Source organism: Streptomyces sp. NPDC090045 (assembly GCF_044747975.1).
GTDB lineage: Bacteria > Actinomycetota > Actinomycetes > Streptomycetales > Streptomycetaceae > Streptomyces.
Genome location: NZ_JBIVFA010000001.1, coordinates 686,774 through 702,991, shown reverse-complemented (window position 1 = coordinate 702,991; position 16,218 = coordinate 686,774). Strand labels below are relative to the sequence as shown.

16 protein-coding genes are annotated in these 16,218 nt (G+C 72.2%); 9 read left to right on the top strand and 7 right to left on the bottom strand.

Annotated features, from left to right (window positions below; translation table 11 throughout):
• Window positions 1–98: 98 nt before the first annotated feature.
• Window positions 99–803 (bottom strand): NADPH-dependent F420 reductase, encoded by a 705-nt coding sequence (gene npdG / locus ACIPYQ_RS03260; protein ID WP_401245628.1) that lies wholly within the window; start codon window positions 801–803, stop codon window positions 99–101.
• A gap of 96 nt (window positions 804–899) precedes the next feature.
• Here npdG and ACIPYQ_RS03255 point away from each other — a divergent pair, with 96 nt between their 5' ends.
• On the top strand, window positions 900–1,505 hold the full coding sequence (locus ACIPYQ_RS03255) for a hypothetical protein (protein WP_361751723.1): 606 nt from the start codon (window positions 900–902) through the stop codon (window positions 1,503–1,505).
• 59 nt (window positions 1,506–1,564) lie between these two features.
• On the opposite strand, the gene ACIPYQ_RS03250 is transcribed toward ACIPYQ_RS03255, so the two are convergent.
• On the bottom strand, window positions 1,565–1,801 hold the full coding sequence (locus tag ACIPYQ_RS03250; protein ID WP_327413666.1) for a hypothetical protein: 237 nt from the start codon (window positions 1,799–1,801) through the stop codon (window positions 1,565–1,567).
• Window positions 1,802–1,873: 72 nt separating this feature from the next.
• On the opposite strand from ACIPYQ_RS03250, the gene map reads away from it, so the two are divergent.
• Together map and ACIPYQ_RS03240 are read left to right on the top strand one after the other, a co-directional pair.
• Window positions 1,874–2,731 (top strand): type I methionyl aminopeptidase, encoded by an 858-nt coding sequence (map, locus tag ACIPYQ_RS03245; protein WP_401245625.1) that lies wholly within the window; start codon window positions 1,874–1,876, stop codon window positions 2,729–2,731.
• Between the two features lie 140 nt (window positions 2,732–2,871).
• A complete protein-coding gene (locus ACIPYQ_RS03240) occupies window positions 2,872–3,519 on the top strand; it encodes a heme oxygenase (biliverdin-producing) (protein WP_401245623.1) in 648 nt (215 codons plus the stop codon).
• Window positions 3,520–3,543: 24 nt separating this feature from the next.
• Here the strand turns inward: ACIPYQ_RS03240 and ACIPYQ_RS03235 are convergent, their stop codons facing one another.
• From ACIPYQ_RS03235 to ACIPYQ_RS03220, 4 genes are read right to left on the bottom strand one after another with little or no spacing between them, the layout of a single operon-like run.
• On the bottom strand, window positions 3,544–4,656 hold the full coding sequence (locus ACIPYQ_RS03235) for a hypothetical protein (protein ID WP_401245621.1): 1,113 nt from the start codon (window positions 4,654–4,656) through the stop codon (window positions 3,544–3,546).
• Between the two features lie 24 nt (window positions 4,657–4,680).
• Window positions 4,681–5,358 (bottom strand): PhzF family phenazine biosynthesis protein, encoded by a 678-nt coding sequence (locus tag ACIPYQ_RS03230; RefSeq protein WP_401245619.1) that lies wholly within the window; start codon window positions 5,356–5,358, stop codon window positions 4,681–4,683.
• Window positions 5,359–5,377: 19 nt separating this feature from the next.
• Window positions 5,378–6,787 carry an HtaA domain-containing protein gene (locus ACIPYQ_RS03225; RefSeq protein WP_401245617.1) on the bottom strand — a complete coding sequence of 470 codons (1,410 nt, stop codon included), beginning with the start codon at window positions 6,785–6,787 and terminating at the stop codon, window positions 5,378–5,380.
• Window positions 6,788–6,826: 39 nt separating this feature from the next.
• A complete protein-coding gene (locus ACIPYQ_RS03220) occupies window positions 6,827–8,200 on the bottom strand; it encodes an HtaA domain-containing protein (RefSeq protein ID WP_401245615.1) in 1,374 nt (457 codons plus the stop codon).
• A gap of 116 nt (window positions 8,201–8,316) precedes the next feature.
• Between ACIPYQ_RS03220 and ACIPYQ_RS03215 the strand changes: the two genes are divergently transcribed.
• From ACIPYQ_RS03215 to efeU, 6 genes are all read left to right on the top strand, one after another.
• Window positions 8,317–9,333 (top strand): hemin ABC transporter substrate-binding protein, encoded by a 1,017-nt coding sequence (locus ACIPYQ_RS03215; RefSeq protein WP_401245613.1) that lies wholly within the window; start codon window positions 8,317–8,319, stop codon window positions 9,331–9,333.
• 220 nt (window positions 9,334–9,553) lie between these two features.
• Window positions 9,554–10,666, top strand: coding sequence for a FecCD family ABC transporter permease (locus ACIPYQ_RS03210; protein WP_401246103.1), 1,113 nt, complete (start codon window positions 9,554–9,556; stop codon window positions 10,664–10,666).
• Window positions 10,663–11,538: a heme ABC transporter ATP-binding protein gene (locus tag ACIPYQ_RS03205; protein WP_401245611.1), complete on the top strand. Its 876-nt coding sequence runs from the start codon at window positions 10,663–10,665 to the stop codon at window positions 11,536–11,538. Before ACIPYQ_RS03210 ends, ACIPYQ_RS03205 begins: the two co-directional genes overlap by 4 nt.
• A 210-nt stretch (window positions 11,539–11,748) precedes the next feature.
• Window positions 11,749–12,903 (top strand): iron uptake system protein EfeO, encoded by a 1,155-nt coding sequence (gene efeO, locus ACIPYQ_RS03200; protein WP_361751745.1) that lies wholly within the window; start codon window positions 11,749–11,751, stop codon window positions 12,901–12,903.
• A gap of 37 nt (window positions 12,904–12,940) precedes the next feature.
• On the top strand, window positions 12,941–14,227 hold the full coding sequence (efeB, locus tag ACIPYQ_RS03195) for an iron uptake transporter deferrochelatase/peroxidase subunit (protein WP_361751747.1): 1,287 nt from the start codon (window positions 12,941–12,943) through the stop codon (window positions 14,225–14,227).
• 42 nt (window positions 14,228–14,269) lie between these two features.
• Window positions 14,270–15,118, top strand: coding sequence for an iron uptake transporter permease EfeU (efeU, locus tag ACIPYQ_RS03190; protein WP_401245608.1), 849 nt, complete (start codon window positions 14,270–14,272; stop codon window positions 15,116–15,118).
• A gap of 4 nt (window positions 15,119–15,122) precedes the next feature.
• On the opposite strand, the gene ACIPYQ_RS03185 is transcribed toward efeU, so the two are convergent.
• Window positions 15,123–15,692: a GNAT family N-acetyltransferase gene (locus ACIPYQ_RS03185; RefSeq protein WP_401245606.1), complete on the bottom strand. Its 570-nt coding sequence runs from the start codon at window positions 15,690–15,692 to the stop codon at window positions 15,123–15,125.
• Window positions 15,693–16,218: the final 526 nt, after the last annotated feature.

The following is a 16,218-nucleotide window of genomic DNA, read 5'->3' as shown; positions in this document are numbered from 1 at the left end:
GGGAAGAGCTCCTCGGGAACACTGAACGGCGTCGAGCCCCTCCAGTGTCCCCCATGCCCCGCAGTGCTGCCGTAAGGGCGCGGTCCGGCCGCCCCGGCTCAGACGTCCGTGATGCGCAGGCCTGCGTGGGCCTTGTAGCGGCGGTTCGTGGAGATGAGGTTGGCGACCAGGGATTCGACCTGGTGGGCGTTGCGCAGGCGGCCCGCGAAGACGCCGCGCATGCCGGGGATGCGGGCGGCGAGGGCCTGGACGAGGTCCGTGTCGGCGCGGGATTCGCCGAGGACCATCACGTCGGTGTCGATCTCGTCGATCGACTCGTCCTGGAGCAGGACGGCCGAGAGGTGGTGGAAGGCGGCCGTGACGCGGGAGTCGGGGAGGAGGGCGGCGGCCTGCTGGGCGGCGCTGCCCTCTTCGACCTGGAGGGCGTAGGCGCCCTGCTTGTCGAAGCCCAGCGGGTTGACGCAGTCCACGACGAGCTTGCCCCCGAGGTCCTCGCGCAGGGCTTCGAGGGTCTTGGCGTGGCCCTCCCACGGCACCGCGATGATCACGATGTCGCTGCGGCGCGCGCACTCGGCGTTGTCCGCGCCCTCCACCCCGAGGCCGAGTTCGTCGGCGGCGGTCCGGGCGCGGTCGGCGGCGCGGGAGCCGATGATCACCTTCTGGCCGGCCCTGGCGAGCCGGTAGGCGAGGCCCCGGCCCTGGTCGCCGGTGCCGCCGAGGACGCCGACGACGAGGCCGGACACGTCCGGCAGCTCCCACGGGTCCTTGACCGGCGGCTTCTGCGTGCTGTCTGAGGAAGTCATGGGGGCGAGGGTACTGCCGGGTAGGCCACAGTCGAAGGGGAGGGAACGCTCCCGTACGGCTGCCCCGCGTGCCGTTCATGCGGCAGGATGCCCGATATGGATGCCGTGAGGGTCGCGCTGCTGCGCGAGGTGCTCGCCGGTACGCAGTGGCCGGGCGCCGCCCGCCGCTTCGCCGGTTCGCTGCGCCGGTCCGTCGTACCGGCCGGCGGGAACCTGCTGCTGGTGGGGACCGAGGGCTACGAGCCCTGGCATCTGGCGGCGCACCTGGTGGACGAGGCCGCCTGGTCGGGGCTGCCGGAGCTGGCGCCCACGCTCGTACGCCACCGGGTGCGGCCCGGGGAGCCGCCGCACCTGTCGGTGGGGCTGGGCAGGCTGGCGGCGGCCCGGCGCGGGCACACGCTGCTGGTGGTGGCGCCCGGGGAGCCGGGCGAGGGGCTGCTGGAGCGCGTCCACGAAGTCCGGCGCGCGGGGGCGACCGTACTGTCCCTGGACGGCGGGGATCCGGATCTGGGGACGCTCGCGCACGAGGTACTGTCGGTGCCGGAGGCCGGCGCCGAACTGGACCTGGACACGGTGCAGCACCTGGTCAGCGCGGCGGCCGGGGAGAACGGGCTGCCGGCGCAGCGCGGGCCGCGCCGCTTCCGGGACCGGCTGGCGCGGCTGGCCGACCAGTTGACCGCGCCGCCGCCCAGCCGCTGGTAGCCGGCACCGCGGGTACCGCGGGCGTCGCCCGGCCACTGGTGGCCCGTGGCCGCGGATCGTCAGGAGGGCGTGCCCTCTTCTTCCTCGCGGGTCTTGTCGTTCCACTTGGGGTCGTTCTGCCATTCGAGGTTGCGTTCCTGCGCCGTCTCCATGGCGTGGCCCGCCGCCTCCGGCGTCTCGTACGGGCCGAAACGGTCCTTCGCCGGGCACTCGGGGCCTTCTTCGACCTTGTTGTGGACGAGGCAGTAGTACCACTCGCCCGCTTTGCCCACCTGGCGCTTCTTGAACAGGGCCATCGTTGTCAGGCTCCTCTCGTTACCGCTCTCTGCCGCCATGCTGCCCCATCCCCGCTGGATACACTCGCTCGTATGTCTGGCCAGTCGCTGCTCGTACCAGGCGAGCTTTCTCCCGTCCGTTCCGTTCCCGGAAACATCCGCCGGCCCGAGTACGTGGGCAAGCCCGCGCCCACTCCGTACACCGGACCGGAGGTGCAGACGTCCGAGACCATCGAGGCCATGCGCATCGCCGGCCGGATCGCCGCCCAGGCGATGGAAGAGGCCGCCAAGCTGATCGCGCCGGGGGTGACCACCGACGAGCTCGACCGGGTCGCCCACGCCTACATGTGCGACCACGGCGCCTACCCCTCGACGCTCGGCTACCGCGGTTTCCCGAAGTCGCTGTGCTCCTCCGTGAACGAGGTCATCTGTCACGGCATCCCGGACTCCACCGTCCTGCGCGACGGCGACATCGTGAACCTCGACGTGACCGCCTACATCGGCGGGGTGCACGGCGACAACAACGCCACCTACCTGTGCGGGGAGGTGGACGAGGAGTCGAAGCTGCTGGTCGAGCGGACCCGCGAAGCACTGAACCGCGCCATCAAGGCCGTCAAGCCGGGCCGTCAGATCAACATCATCGGCCGGGTCATCGAGTCGTACGCCAAGCGCTTCGGCTACGGCGTGGTCCGGGACTTCACCGGCCACGGCATCAACTCCTCCTTCCACTCCGGCCTGATCATTCCGCACTACGACAGCCCGCACGCCACGACCGTCATCGAGCCCGGCATGACCTTCACCATCGAGCCGATGCTGACCCTGGGCACCCACGAGTACGACATGTGGGCGGACGGCTGGACCGTCGTCACGAAGGACCGCAAGCGGACCGCGCAGTTCGAGCACACGCTGGTGGTGACGGACTCGGGGGCGGAGATCCTGACCCTGCCGTAGCCGGATCCCGGCCGGATCCCCGGGGCGGATTTTTTTACCGACAAGACGTCGGGAACACATTGACTTAGGCAAGCCTAAGTAGGAGTATCAGGCGTGGCGGCACTGCCGCCACGCCTGTTTCCTCTTCCTGGAGGTCCGCCTTGGACGCCTTCTCTACGGTCATCCGCGTCGCGTCGCACGAGCAGCACACCGAGGCCGAGACGTCGACCTTCATGAGCGACCTGCTCGGCGGACGGCTCGGCGTGGACGCGTACACGCGCTACACCGAACAGCTGTGGTTCGTGTACCGGGCCCTGGAGGATGCGGCCGAGTCCCTCAGGAACGACCCGGTGGCCGGCCCGTTCATCCAGCCCGAGCTGATGCGCGTCGCCGAGATCGAGCGCGACCTCGCCCACCTGCTGGGCCCGGACTGGCAGGAGAAAGTGGTGGCGCTGCCCGCGACGCAGGCGTACGCCGCCCGCGTGGCCGAGTGCGCGGCCGAGTGGCCGGGCGGGTACGTCGCCCACCACTACACCCGCTACCTGGGCGACCTCTCCGGCGGCCAGATCATCCGCGACAAGGCCGAGCGCACCTGGGGCTTCGAGCGCAAGGGCGACGGCGTCCGGTTCTACGTCTTCGCGGACATCTCCAACCCGGCGGCCTTCAAGCGGACCTACCGCGAGCTGCTGGACGCGATCGCCGCGGACGACCTGGAGAAGCAGCGCATCATCGACGAGTGCAAGCGCGCCTTCGACTTCAACGGCGCGGTCTTCCGCGAGCTGGGCGAGGAGTTCCGGCTCAGCGCGTAGCCCGGCGGGTGCCGGGCCCCCAGGTCAGCGGAGCCGGCGCAGCGCCTGCGCCTCGGCCCGTTCCACCGGCGCCCTGCCGTGCACGTGCACCAGGGCCAGGTGGAACAGGGCCGGGGCCACCGGCGCCCAGCGGTGGATCCGGTCGGGGCGCAGCAGGTAGCGGGTCACCTCGGCCGGGCGGAAGGGGACGTACTCGACGGCCTGGTGCTCCCAGCGGTCGGGCACTCCCCTGCTCATGCGCGTCCGGAGCCGCTCGCCCGTCAGCTCGGTCAGCCGGGCGTAGTAGTGGGCGCTCCAGGCGCGCTTGTCGACGTCCAGCACGAAGGCCAGCAGTGAGAGCGTGAACTCGTGCGGCTCCAGCGAGAGTTCCTCGCGCATGCCGCGGCGCGCGGCGGCGTGCAGGTCGGGAGCGCCCCGCCCCGACGAGTCGATGTGCCGCGAGAGCCCCTCGTTGACGGAGGAGTTCCACATGCCCGGCGCCGTACGCACCCGCTCGCTGCGGTGGCTCACGACGAGCAGGTGGTCGGCGGTGACCACGGCGATGTTGACGCCGAAGCTGCACTGCAGGAAGGCCGGGGCGGCCAGCGGCCGTCCGGGGTCGAGGTAGCGGGTCCGCGGCGTGTCCCCGTCCGCGAAGCGGCGGTCCAGCTGCTGGGCCGCGAGGAAGGTGTAGTAGTCCGTGGGCCGCAGCCGCAGGTGGATCTCCGCCTGCTCGTCGAGGGCGGTCCGCGAGACGTCGAGGGACTCGACGGCGTAGCGCGGCCCGTTCCACACCGGGACCCGGTCGCCCGTCTCGCGCACCCGGTCCTCCTCGGCCGCGATCTCCTCCCGCCAGGCCGCCATCTCCGCGGGCAGTTCGGCGTCGCCGTCCAGTACCTGGATGTGGACGGACCCGGGCGAGATCACCGAGTGCCCGTCCCCGTCGACGACGAGGGCGGAGGTGCGCAGGGGGCCGAGGGCGAAGGTGGACCAGGCCCCGCCCTGCTGCGCCTCCCGGAAGGTGATGCTGCGCACCATTCCCGCCGACCGGCGGCGGATCTTGCACCACGCGTTCTGCAGGCCCTGTTGGAACAGTGTCGCGAAGACCACCCCGAGGATGGCGCCCACCACTCCGTTCCCCACGTCTATTCCGCTCACGCGCCGCAGCCTAAACGCAAACGATCACCTGTGGGGGACGGCCGGGGTCACCGTGCGGGCGAAGCGGACGCGGCCGCCGATCTCGACGGTGCCGTCGGGGCCGGGGGCGGTGAGGATCTGGGAGCCGGCGCCCTGGGTGATGTTCAGGGCGCGGTTCAGCTGGGCCGTCAGCAGGATCGCCGCCGAGCCGGTGGCCTCGTCCTCGGCGATGATCCCGTCGGGGCGGCGCGGGAAGCCGCGGGCCCGCACGCGGCCCGCCGTCTCGTCCTCCCAGGCCCAGGCGTAGAGCCAGCCCTCGCCCGGGGGCGGGGCCGGGAGCGCCTCGACCTCGGCGACGGATCCGTACTGTTCGGTCCGCTTGCCCTCGACCCACTCGGCGCGGGCCGTGATCCAGGTGAACTCCCCGTCGTCCCGGGCCCATACGGATCCGGCGGGCGGCTGGAGCTCTTCGATGTCCAGCAACCACGCGACCCCGACCAGCGGATGTCCGGCGAAGGACATCCGCGTGCCGGGGGTGCGGATGTCGACGACCCCGCGCTCGGGGTCGTCGACGAACACCGTCTCGCTGTAGCCGAGTTCGGCGGCCAGCGCCTGCCGGGACGCGTCGTCGGGGCAGGTCCGGCCGTCGCGTACGACACCGAGCAGGTTGCCGTACCGGCCGTCACCCGCGCAGAAGACCTTCAGTACGTCGAGATCGTTCACGCGGGAATTCAAGCACGGCTCAGACCTGGGCCGTGCGCCGCCTGCGCGCGAGGAACATCGCGCCCGCGCCGGCCGCGATCACCACGCCGGAGGTGGTGAGCAGGGCCGTGGCCGGGATCTCGGCGCCGGTGTTGGCGAGGTTGCCGCCGACGGAACCGCCGCCGGCGCTACCGCCGGTCGTGCCGGTGCCGCCCGTGGTGCCCGTACCGCCGGTGGTGCCGCCCGTGGTCGTCGGCAGGGTGGCGTCCTTGTTCACGGCCACGGCGAAGGTGAGCGGGTCGATGGCGTCGCCCGCCTTGTACATGGAGCCGGTGGTGTCGTTGGCGAAGGCTTCCGCGCCCTCGGCGGTGAAGGCGGCCGGGACGGCGTTCAGGGCGAGCACGCCGTTCTTGGTCTTGTAGTCGGTCTTCGACAGGTCGAGCGTGGCGAAGGGGACGGCCGTCTTGCTGCCGGAGGCGTTCTTGACGTCCAGGTACAGGGTGCCGGTCTTGCCGGTGGCGTCGACGCGGGGGTTGGCGAAGGTCATGTCGATGCCGTGGGCCGCGTACTGGAAGCGGAGGTTGCCCTCGAAGGAGGCGTTCAGCTTCTTCTTCTTGACGTCCAGCTCACCCTTGCCGAAGGCGAAGTCGTAGAGGTCGCCGTTCTTGGCGGCCCCGCCGGCCGGGGTGATCGAGCCGGCGCCCAGCACGTACCTGCGGAAGGACTCCTTCACGCCCCACGTCAGCTTGCCGCTGAGGACCTTCTGCACGCCGTCGGCCGGAGCGGTGGGCTGCGGGGCGGTGGGCGTGGGCTTCGTGGGGGTGGGCTTCGGCGGGGTGGGCTCGGGGTCCGGGGTGGGCTGCTTGAATTCCAGCTTCGCGGTGAGCGGGTCGCCCGCCTTGTTCTCGTAGCCCGGCGAACCGAGCGCGTCGGCCGCCTCCTTGGTGAGCGTGGTCGCCAGGTTGGTCATCGCCTGGCCGGCGAAGGCCACCTTGGCCAGCGGCACGTCCTGGGTCGTCGTGCCGGACTTGGTGACGTCCGCGGTGAGGTTCTTGGTGCCGGTGTCGATACGGATGTCCGAGAGCTTGACCTCGAAGCCGTGGCCGGTCGGCGGGGCGGGCGAGGAGAAGGTGACACTGCCCCTGAAGGCCGCCTTCACCACGTGGCCGCCGGCCGGGTCGTACTGCCCGGTCGGCTCGACGAAGCGCAGCGTGCCGTCCTCGTTCTGCTTGGCACCGTCCGCCACGGTGATGGTGCCCTTGGCCATGCCCGTCACGTAGGCGCGGTAGCTCGCGAGCACGCCCCAGTCGAGGGAGCCGCCGATGATCTCCATCGGCTGGGTCGGGGGCCCTCCGGCGGCCTGGGCGGGCAGGACGAAGGCGGTGGTGCCGAGTGCGGCGGCCGTGAGGACGGCGGCCGCGAGGGAGATCGGGCGGCGGATGGACGACATGGCTGGGTACTCCTGGGGAACAAGAAGAGGGAAGGGGGACTACTCGGCGGCGGTCGTACGCCGCTTGCGGACCACCAGGAAGGCGGCGCCGCCGGCCAGGACCAGTACGGCCACGGCCAGGGCGATGAACAGCCCGGTGCCGGAGGACTGCTCGGCCTTCGCGGCGGGAGCGGGCTCGGCGGCCGACGGCGCGGGCGCGGGCGAGGCCGTGGAGCCCAGGTCGGGCAGGGCCGGCAGCTTCGCGGTGGCGTCGAGGGCGACGGCGAGCGAGACGGGGTCCATCTCCGTGCCGGCCTTGTACATGGAGTTGAAGGCCTGCGATCCGCCCTCGGTGAGGACGGCCGGCGCTTCGGTCAGGGTGGCCAGCCCGCCCTCGGTCTTCAGGCCCTTGGCGTCGAACTCCACCAGCGGGACGGCGTTCTTCGTCTCGCCGCCGGTGGTCACGTCCGCGGACAGGACGCCCTTGCCGTTCTCCACCTTGACGCCCACCTTGCCGAGCTTGAGGTCCAGATGGGCGCCGGTGAACTGGACGGTGCCGGCGAAGGCCGCGTCAAGGGTGCCCTTTCCGCCGTCGTACGCGCCCTTGCCCTGCGGGAAGCGGAACAGCGCGCCGCCGTCCTGGGCCCCCTCGGCGAGGGTCCACTTGCCCTGGCCGACCGAGCCGGTGACGTACTCGCGGAAGGTGCGGCGCACGCCCCAGTCGACGGCGGCGTCGGCGAAGGCGCCCTGCGTCTGCGGGGCCTGCGTCGTGGCGCCCGGCTGCGGGGTCGCCGACGGCGAGGGCTCCGCGGCCGGGGCGGACTTCACGTCGGCGGAGAGCGAGACGGGGTCGAGCTGCGTGCCGGCCGCGTAGTAGCCGGCGAAGGCCTGGGCGCCCTGCGCGGTGAGGGTGGCCGGGATGTTCGTGAGGGTCAGCGGGCTGGCGCCGCCCTTCATGTTGATGCCGCCGAGGCCGAGCGTGGCGAAGGGCACCTGGGACTGGTTGCTGACCGCGCCGGTGTCCTTGGCCTTGCTGGAGACGTCCACGTACAGGGTGCCGCTGCCGCCGCTGATCTTCACGGTGGGGCGGCTGACGGTCATGTCCAGCTCGTAGACGCCGTCGGGCTTCTGGTGTCCCTGGAAGGTCACCCCGCCCGCATAAGAGGCTTCGAAGGTGCCGGTGCCCGGGTCGTAGGAGCCGGCCGCCGAGTGGAAGCGGAACAGGCTGCCGCCGACCGTGGCGGCTCCGTTCTTCAGCTTGAAACTGCCTTTTGCGACCGGACCGGTGACATAACTCTGGAAAGACGATTTGATACCCCAGTCGAGCCGACCCCCCTGCACGGTGCCCGCGTGGGCGGCGGTTGCCGGGAGCAGGGCCCCCAACAGGGCCGCCAACAGCGTGACGGCGAACGCGCGGACGGGTCTAGCGGACATGAATGTCCCCTCCTGGGTCTGGCTAAGCAAGGTTAGGCTAACCTAAGCTACTCACGACCGGGTTCGTAACCCCCCGGTCCCCAGAACCTCAGTCGGACGATCAGGACGGTGCCTTCGTGCCTACGCCCGCCGCGTCACACCGCATTCCCCGTCTCGCAGTCGCCGTGGCAGCACTGGCACTCGCGCTGACGGGCTGCGGAGGTACGGCCACCACCCCGGGCTCATCCGCCCCCCGCGCAGCCGCCGTCCCGGACCGGGTGGAACCACTCGCCCCGGCGCCGCAGCCCGCGCTGCCCGTGACGGTGCCCTCGGCCGACGGCGCCCAGGTCACCATCACCTCCGCGGACCGGGTCGTCCCGCTGACCGGCAGCCTCAACGAGATCGTCCACACCCTCGGCCTCGGCAAGCAGGTCGTCGCCCGGGACATCACCGCCACCTTCGAACAGGCCGCCGCCCTGCCGGTGGTGACACGTGGCCACGACGTCTCCGCCGAGAGCGTGCTGTCGCTGCGCCCGACCCTCGTCATGGCGGAGACCACCAGCGGCCCCGCGGAAGCGATCCAGCAGATCCGGGACGCGGGCATCCCCGTCCTCGTCGTCGCCCCGGCCAAGTCCCTGGACGACGTACCGAAGCGCATCGACACGGTCGCCACCGCCCTGGGCGTCAAGGACGCGGGCACCCAGCTGAACCAGCGCACCGCCGACCGGATCACCGCAGCCCGCAAGGACATTCCGGCCGCTTCCGGAAAGAAGCCCCGGGTGGCCTTCCTCTACCTCCGCGGCACCGCCTCCGTCTATCTGCTGGGCGGCTCGGACTCCGGCGCCGCCTCCCTGCTGGAAGCGGCCGGCGCGGTCGACACCGGCAAGGAGTCCGGCCTCGGCAAGGACTTCACCCCGATCACCAGCGAGGCCCTCGCGGCCGCCGCCCCCGACGCCATCCTGGTCATGTCCAAGGGCCTCGAATCGGTCGGCGGCATCGACGGCCTGGTGAAGATCCCGGGCGTCGCCCAGACCCCGGCCGGCATGGACCGCCGCGTGGTCACGGTCGACGACGGCGTCCTCCTCAACTACGGCCCCCGCACCGACCAGGTCCTGTCCTCCCTGGTCACCCAGCTCTACGGCAAGGCCGCCTGAAGTGCCCCTCTACGACCCAACGCACCCCACCACCGGCTCCGACGGGCCCACGGCGGCGGCCAGCCCTCCCCCCGCTCCCGCAGGGGACGGGCGTGCGCAGGGGCGCTCCCCGCAGGGCGCCGAACGCAACGAGGCTCGGCCCGCCGACCCCCCGTCACGTTCGGCGTCCGAGGAGACGCCCCGGAGCACGCCCGGCCCCACCCCTCCGACCGCCCCCGGCCTGGGCAAAGGCACGGGTAAAGACACGGGCAACGGCACGGCCCCGCCAGCCCCCGGCACGGGCAGCGCCGCCCCCGCCAAGCGGCGCAGCCAACGGGCCCTGGTCCTCACCGCGGCCCTGGTAACGGCCCTGCTCCTGCTCGCCCTCGTCTCCGCCGGCACCGGCGCCTACCGCATCGCCACCCCCGACGTACTCGCCTCCGTCCAGCACCGCATCGGCCTCGGCGGAGCCCCCCTCAACCGCGTAGGCGAGAGCGTGCTGTGGAACGTACGCCTCCCCCGCGTCGTCCTCGCGCTGCTCGTCGGCGCCAGCCTCGGCTGCGCGGGCGCCCTCATGCAGGGCGTCTTCGGCAACCCCCTCGCCGAGCCCGGCGTCATCGGCATCTCGGCCGGCGCCGCCGTCGGCGCGGTCGCCGCCATCGGCCTCGGTCTCAGCTTCTTCGGCAACTGGACGATCACCGTCTGCGCGTTCATCGCGGGCCTGATCACCGTCAGTTCCGTCTACCTCCTCTCCCGCAACGGCGGGAAGACCGAGGTCGTCACGCTCATCCTCACCGGCATCGCCGTGAACGCCTTCGCCGGCGCCCTCATCGGCCTGTTCGTCTTCTTCGCGGACAGCGGCCAGGTCAACCAGATCACCTTCTGGCAGCTCGGCTCCCTCGCCCAGGCCACCTGGCCCAAGGTGCTCGCCGTCCTGCCCTGCGCCCTCGCCGGCCTGCTGATCGCCCCCTTCTACGCCCGCCGCCTCGATCTGCTCTCCCTCGGCGAACGCCCGGCCCGCCACCTCGGCATCGACGTCGAGCGGCTGCGTCTCTCCCTCATCCTGGTCGTCGCCCTGCTGACCGCCGCCGCCGTGGCCGTCGCCGGGGTCATCACCTTCATCGGCCTGCTCGTCCCGCACCTGCTGCGCATGGCCAACGGCCCCGGTCACCGCTTCCTCGTCCCCGGCAGCGCGCTCGCCGGAGCCGTGGTCCTCGTCGCGGGCGACCTGGCCGCACGCACCCTCGCCCAGCCCGCCGAGCTGCCGCTCGGTGTGCTGACCGCCCTGATCGGCAGCCCGTTCTTCTTCTGGCTGCTGCGCCGCACCCGCCGCAAGCAAGGAGGCTGGGCGTGACCAGCAGGCTGATCGGGCTGATCGCCCGGAACAAGCGCGTCTTCCCGCCCCGCCCCACCCCCGGCACGGCCCTCGCCGAGATCGTGGACCTGCACGTCCGCCTCGGCGGGCGCGAGGTCCTGTCGGGCATCGACCTGATCGCCCGGTCCGGCGAGGTGCTGGCGCTGGTCGGCCCCAACGGCGCCGGCAAGTCCACCCTGTTGGCCGCACTCGCCGCCGACCTGCCCGCCGCCTCCGGGGAGATCCGGATCGACGGCCGCCCGGTGGACGACTGGAGCACCCCGGATCTGGCGCTGCGCCGCTCCGTGCTCCCCCAGTCGGCCGCACTGTCCTTCCCCTTTCCGGTGGAGGACGTCGTACGGATGGGCCGCGCCCCCTGGGCGGGCACTCCCCTGGCCGAGGCCGACGAGGAGGCGGTGGCCACCGCGATGGCCGCCACCGAGGTGACGGAGTTCGCCGGCCGCCCCTTCTCGGCCCTCTCCGGCGGCGAGCGGGCCCGGGTCGCACTGGCCCGCGTACTGGCCCAGCGGGCCCCGCTGTTGCTGCTCGACGAGCCCACTGCCGCGCTCGACCTGCGCCACCAGGAACTCGTGCTGCGCATCTGCCGGGAGCGGGCCGCGGCCGGGGACGCGGTGGTCGTCGTCCTGCACGACCTGGGCCTGGCCGCCGCCTACGCGGACCGGGCCGCCGTCCTGCACGACGGCCGGATCGCCGCGGCCGGTCCGCCGGCCGAGGTGTTCGAGGACGCCTTGCTCAGCCGGGTCTACCGGCAGCCGGTGGAGGTGCTCCCGCACCCGCGCACCGGGGCCCCGCTGGTGGTCCCCGTACGCACGGCGGAACCTTCCGCGATACGGAACGAACAGCCGGTCTGAGCCCGCCTTGACCCCGGCTTGACCCGGCCATGGGGCGGCCGTGGAGGGCCCGTGACAGGCCCGTGTCCGGCCGCCGTACGTCACCGAAAGGTGAGAGCTGTATCACTGGACGCCTGGGTATCGGTCAGGTAAGCCTCGGTTAAGTTAGGTCCGCCTCACCGGCCTCTCCCCCTTGGGACGGCCCCTTCGTCCGACGCCCAGGAGCCCGCCATGCGCCCCGCCCGTCTCACCGTCATCGCCGCCGCATCCGTCGCGGCCGCCCTGACCGCCGTCACCGGCTGCTCGCAGAAGAGCGACGCCGGCGGGGACGACGTGATCAAGGTCGCGGCCTCCGACAGCGCCTGCGACGTGTCGAAGACGGAGTTCCCGTCGGGCAAGGTGCAGATCGACGTCGAGAACAAGGGCTCGAAGGTCACCGAGGTCTACGTCCTCTTCCCGGACGCCCGCATCGTGACCGAGCGCGAGAACATCGGCCCCGGCACCAAGGCCTCCATCACCGCCGAGATCAAGGCGGGCGACTACGAGATCGTCTGCAAGCCCGGCATGAAGGGCGACGGCATCGCCAAGAAGGTCAAGGCCACCGGCAAGGGTGGTGGCGAGGAGAAGCGCAGCCCCGAGGCGGACGCCGCGGTCGCCGCCTACCGCGCCTACGTGGTCGCGCAGGCCGACGAGACCCTCCCCAAGGCCCAGGCCTTCGCCGACGCGGTCAAGGCCGGCGACATCGAGGGTGCCAAGAAGCTGTACGCCGCCTCCCGCATCGGCTGGGAGCGCACCGAGCCGGTCGCCGAGTCCTTCGGCGACATCGACCCCAAGGTCGACGTCCGCGAGGACGGCCTGGAGGCCGGCCAGGACCCGGCGAAGGACTGGACCGGCTGGCACCGTCTGGAGAAGGCCCTGTGGGCCGACCAGAAGATCGGCGACGACGAGAAGAAGCTCGCCGACACCCTGATGGCGGACCTGACCGACTGGCAGAAGAAGGTCGGCACGGCGGAGATCACCACCAGCTCGATGGCCAACGGCGCCAAGGAGCTCCTCGACGAGGTCGCCACCGGCAAGGTCACGGGCGAGGAGGAGCGTTACTCCCACACCGACCTGGTCGACTTCAAGGCCAACATCGAGGGCGCGGAGAAGGCGTACGAGCTGCTGAAGCCGCTCGCGACGAAGAACGACCCGGAGCTCGCCAAGCAGCTGGACACCCAGTTCGCGGCGATGACGGTGCTGCTGGACAAGTACCGCACGGACAAGGCGTCCTACGAGTTCACCTCGTACGAGAAGCTCGGCGACGCGGAGAAGAAGGAGCTCTCGGACGCGGTCAGCGCCCTCGGCGAGCCGCTCTCCAAGCTCGCCGCCGCGGTCACGAAGTAACGGCAGGGACAGGGACAGAGGCAGGCGGGAGAGCACCATGACCGAGTCGCAGTCAGAGCCGGCGGCGCAGCCGCAGCAGGCGGTCGACGAGTCCCCGGCCACGCCCTCGCGGCGGGCCGTCCTCGGCTGGGGCGGGGCCGGGCTCGCGCTCGGCGCGGCCGCGGCCGGCGGCGCCGCGGCGGCCTTGGGCGGCGGGTCGGACATGGTCTCGGCCGCCGCGGCCGGGGGCGCCGTGCCCTTCCACGGCGAGCACCAGGCCGGCATCGCGAGCGCCGTGCAGGACCGTCTGCACTTCGCGGCCTTCGACGTGAAGACGAAGAGCCGCGAGGAGCTGATCCAGCTCCTCAAGGAGTGGACCGAGGCGGCCCGCCGCATGACGGCCGGCCGGCCGGTCGGCGAGGGGGGCTTCGGCGGTCTCCCGGAGGCCCCGCCGGACGACACGGGCGAGGCGCTCGGTCTGAAGGCCTCCCGCCTCACCCTGACCGTCGGCTTCGGTCCGGGCCTGTTCGCCAAGGACCGGTTCGGCCTGGAGGGCAAGCGCCCCGAGGCCCTGATCGACCTGGAGCTGTTCCCCGGCGACAACCTGGACCCGGCCCGCTCCGGCGGCGACCTGTGCGTCCAGGCCTGCGCCGACGACCCGCAGGTCGCCGTGCACGCCATCCGCCAGCTCGCCCGCATCGGCTTCGGCAAGACCGCGGTGCGCTGGTCCCAGCTGGGCTTCGGCAAGACCTCGTCGACCACGCCCGAAGAGCAGACCCCGCGCAACATGATGGGCTTCAAGGACGGCACCCGGAACATCTCGGGCACCGACAAGGCGGCCCTGGAGAAGCACGTGTGGGTCGGCGCGGGCGACGGCAGCGACTGGATGACCGGCGGCTCCTACCTGGTGGCCCGGCGGATCCGCATGAACATCGAGATCTGGGACCGCACCTCCCTGCAGGAACAGGAGGACATCTTCGGCCGCGACAAGGGCGAGGGCGCACCCGTCGGCAAGTCCAAGGAGCGCGACGAACCGTTCCTGAAGGCGATGAAGCCGGAGGCGCACGTCCGCCTGGCGCACCCGGACACCAACAACGGTGCGACGATCCTGCGCCGCGGCTACTCCTTCACCGACGGCACGGACGGTCTCGGCCGCCTCGACGCGGGCCTGTTCTTCCTCGCCTACCAGCGGGACGTGCGCAAGGGCTTCGTCCCGATCCAGCGCAGCCTGGCGAAGGCCGACGTCCTCAACGAGTACATCCAGCACGTGGGTTCGGCGATGTTCGCCGTCCCGCCGGGCGTCCGCGACAAGGACGACTGGTGGGGCCGGACGCTGTTCGCGTAGTCCCCGTCCCCCCGTCGTAGCGCCTGGAGAGGAACCACCGCCGTGTTCGGCAACTATCTGATCGGCCTGCGCGAGGGGCTGGAGGCCAGCCTGGTCGTCTGCATCCTCGTCGCGTACCTGGTGAAGACCGGGCGCCGGGACGCCCTGCGTCCCGTGTGGATCGGCATCGGGATCGCGTGCGGGCTCTCGCTGATCTTCGGCGCGATGCTCGAATTCGGCAGCCAGGAGCTGACCTTCGAGGCGCAGGAGCTCCTCGGCGGCAGCCTGTCCATCATCTCGGTGGGCCTCGTGACGTGGATGGTCTTCTGGATGAAGCGCACCGCGCGGCATCTGAAGGCCGAGCTGCAGGGCAAGCTCGACGCGGCCCTCGCCATGGGCACCGGCGCGCTGGTCGCGACCGCCTTCCTGGCCGTCGGCCGCGAGGGCCTGGAGACCGCGCTGTTCGTGTGGGCGTCGGTACGGGCCAGCGGCGAGGGCTCCTCGGCCCCGCTGATCGGCGTACTGCTGGGCATCGCCACGGCGATCGTGCTGGGCTGGCTCTTCTACCGGGGCGCCCTGAAGATCAATCTGGCGAAGTTCTTCAAGTGGACCGGCGCCATGCTGGTGGTCGTGGCCGCGGGCGTGCTCGCGTACGGGGTCCACGACCTGCAGGAGGCCCGCTTCCTGGACGGCCTGGGCGACAAGGCCTTCGACATCACCGGGACGGTCCCGCCGGACAGCTGGTACGGGACACTGCTCAAGGGCGTCTTCAACTTCCAGCCGGACCCCACCGTCCTGCAGCTCACGGTGTGGACGCTGTATCTGGTCCCCGTGCTGGCCCTGTTCCTCGTCGACCGCAGCCGCCCGGCGAGCCCGAAGAAGCAGCCGGCGGACGCCGCACCCGCGAACTGACCGCTCACCACAGCCTGTCGGTGTGTCCCGGGTGGAGCGGTACGCGGACTCCGGTGAAGGCCGCGCGGTCCCGGCCCGGGTCGTCCGTGAAGAAGGCCGCCAGCACCACCTTGTCGAAGCCGGGGGCGTCGGTGGCGAGCGGCTCCGGATCCCCGGGGGCGTCGCCCAGCAGCACTGTGCCGGGCAGCTGCGCGAAGCCGGCCGCCTCGTAGAACGGCGCGAGCGGGCGGTCGCAGCTGAACAGGGCGAGGTCCACGGCCGGGTCCGCCGCGAGCTCGGCGCGGGCCGCCGCCACCAGGCGGGCGCCGTGTCCCCGGCCGCGCAGCGCGGGCCGGGTCACGACCGCGCTCAGCCCGGCCGCCCGGTAGGTCCGCCCGGCGAGCCGGACCTCCTTGAACAGCAGCGCGAGCGAGGCGGCCACTTTGCCGTCGGCGGCCAGCAGGAGCAGGGCACGCGGAGCCAGAGCCGGATCGTGCCCCGACCCCGCCCCCGGCCAGACCTCGTCCTCCAGCGCGGCCACCTCCCGAGCCAGCCCCGCCGGCAGCTCAGCCTCGGCAAATCCGACCACCCTCATCGACGACCCTCCGTGTAGAACTGCAGCACCGCTGCCAGGGGCTCCGCCCCCGGACCCTCCCCCAGACTTCGTCCGGGGGGACCCCCAGCTCCTCAAACGCCGGCGAGGCTGAAAGACCGGGGCTCCGCCCCGCACCCCGCGCCTCAATCGCCGGCGAGGCTGGAATTGCCCTGCGGGCACTCCAGCCCGCGCGGCAAACCCGGCGACCCAAAGCGATTCGCGAGCCGATCGGGCGGACGGCAGCAGCCAAATCCAGCCCCTCCGGCGTTTGAGGAGTGGGGGTCCCCCCGGACGAAGTCTGGGGGAGGGTCTGGGGCGGAGCCCCAGCAGCGGCGCCTCGGCTGCAAGTCAGAGCCCCGGCGGCGGCGGGCGGGCCGTCATCCGAGCAGACCTCGGGCGGAGCCCCGGCGGCGGCGGGCGGGCCGTCACCCGAGCAGACCTCGGGCGGAGCCCCGGCGGCGGCGGGCGGGCCGTCACCCGAGCAGACCTCGGGCGGAGCCCCGGCGGCGGCGGGCGGGCCGTCACG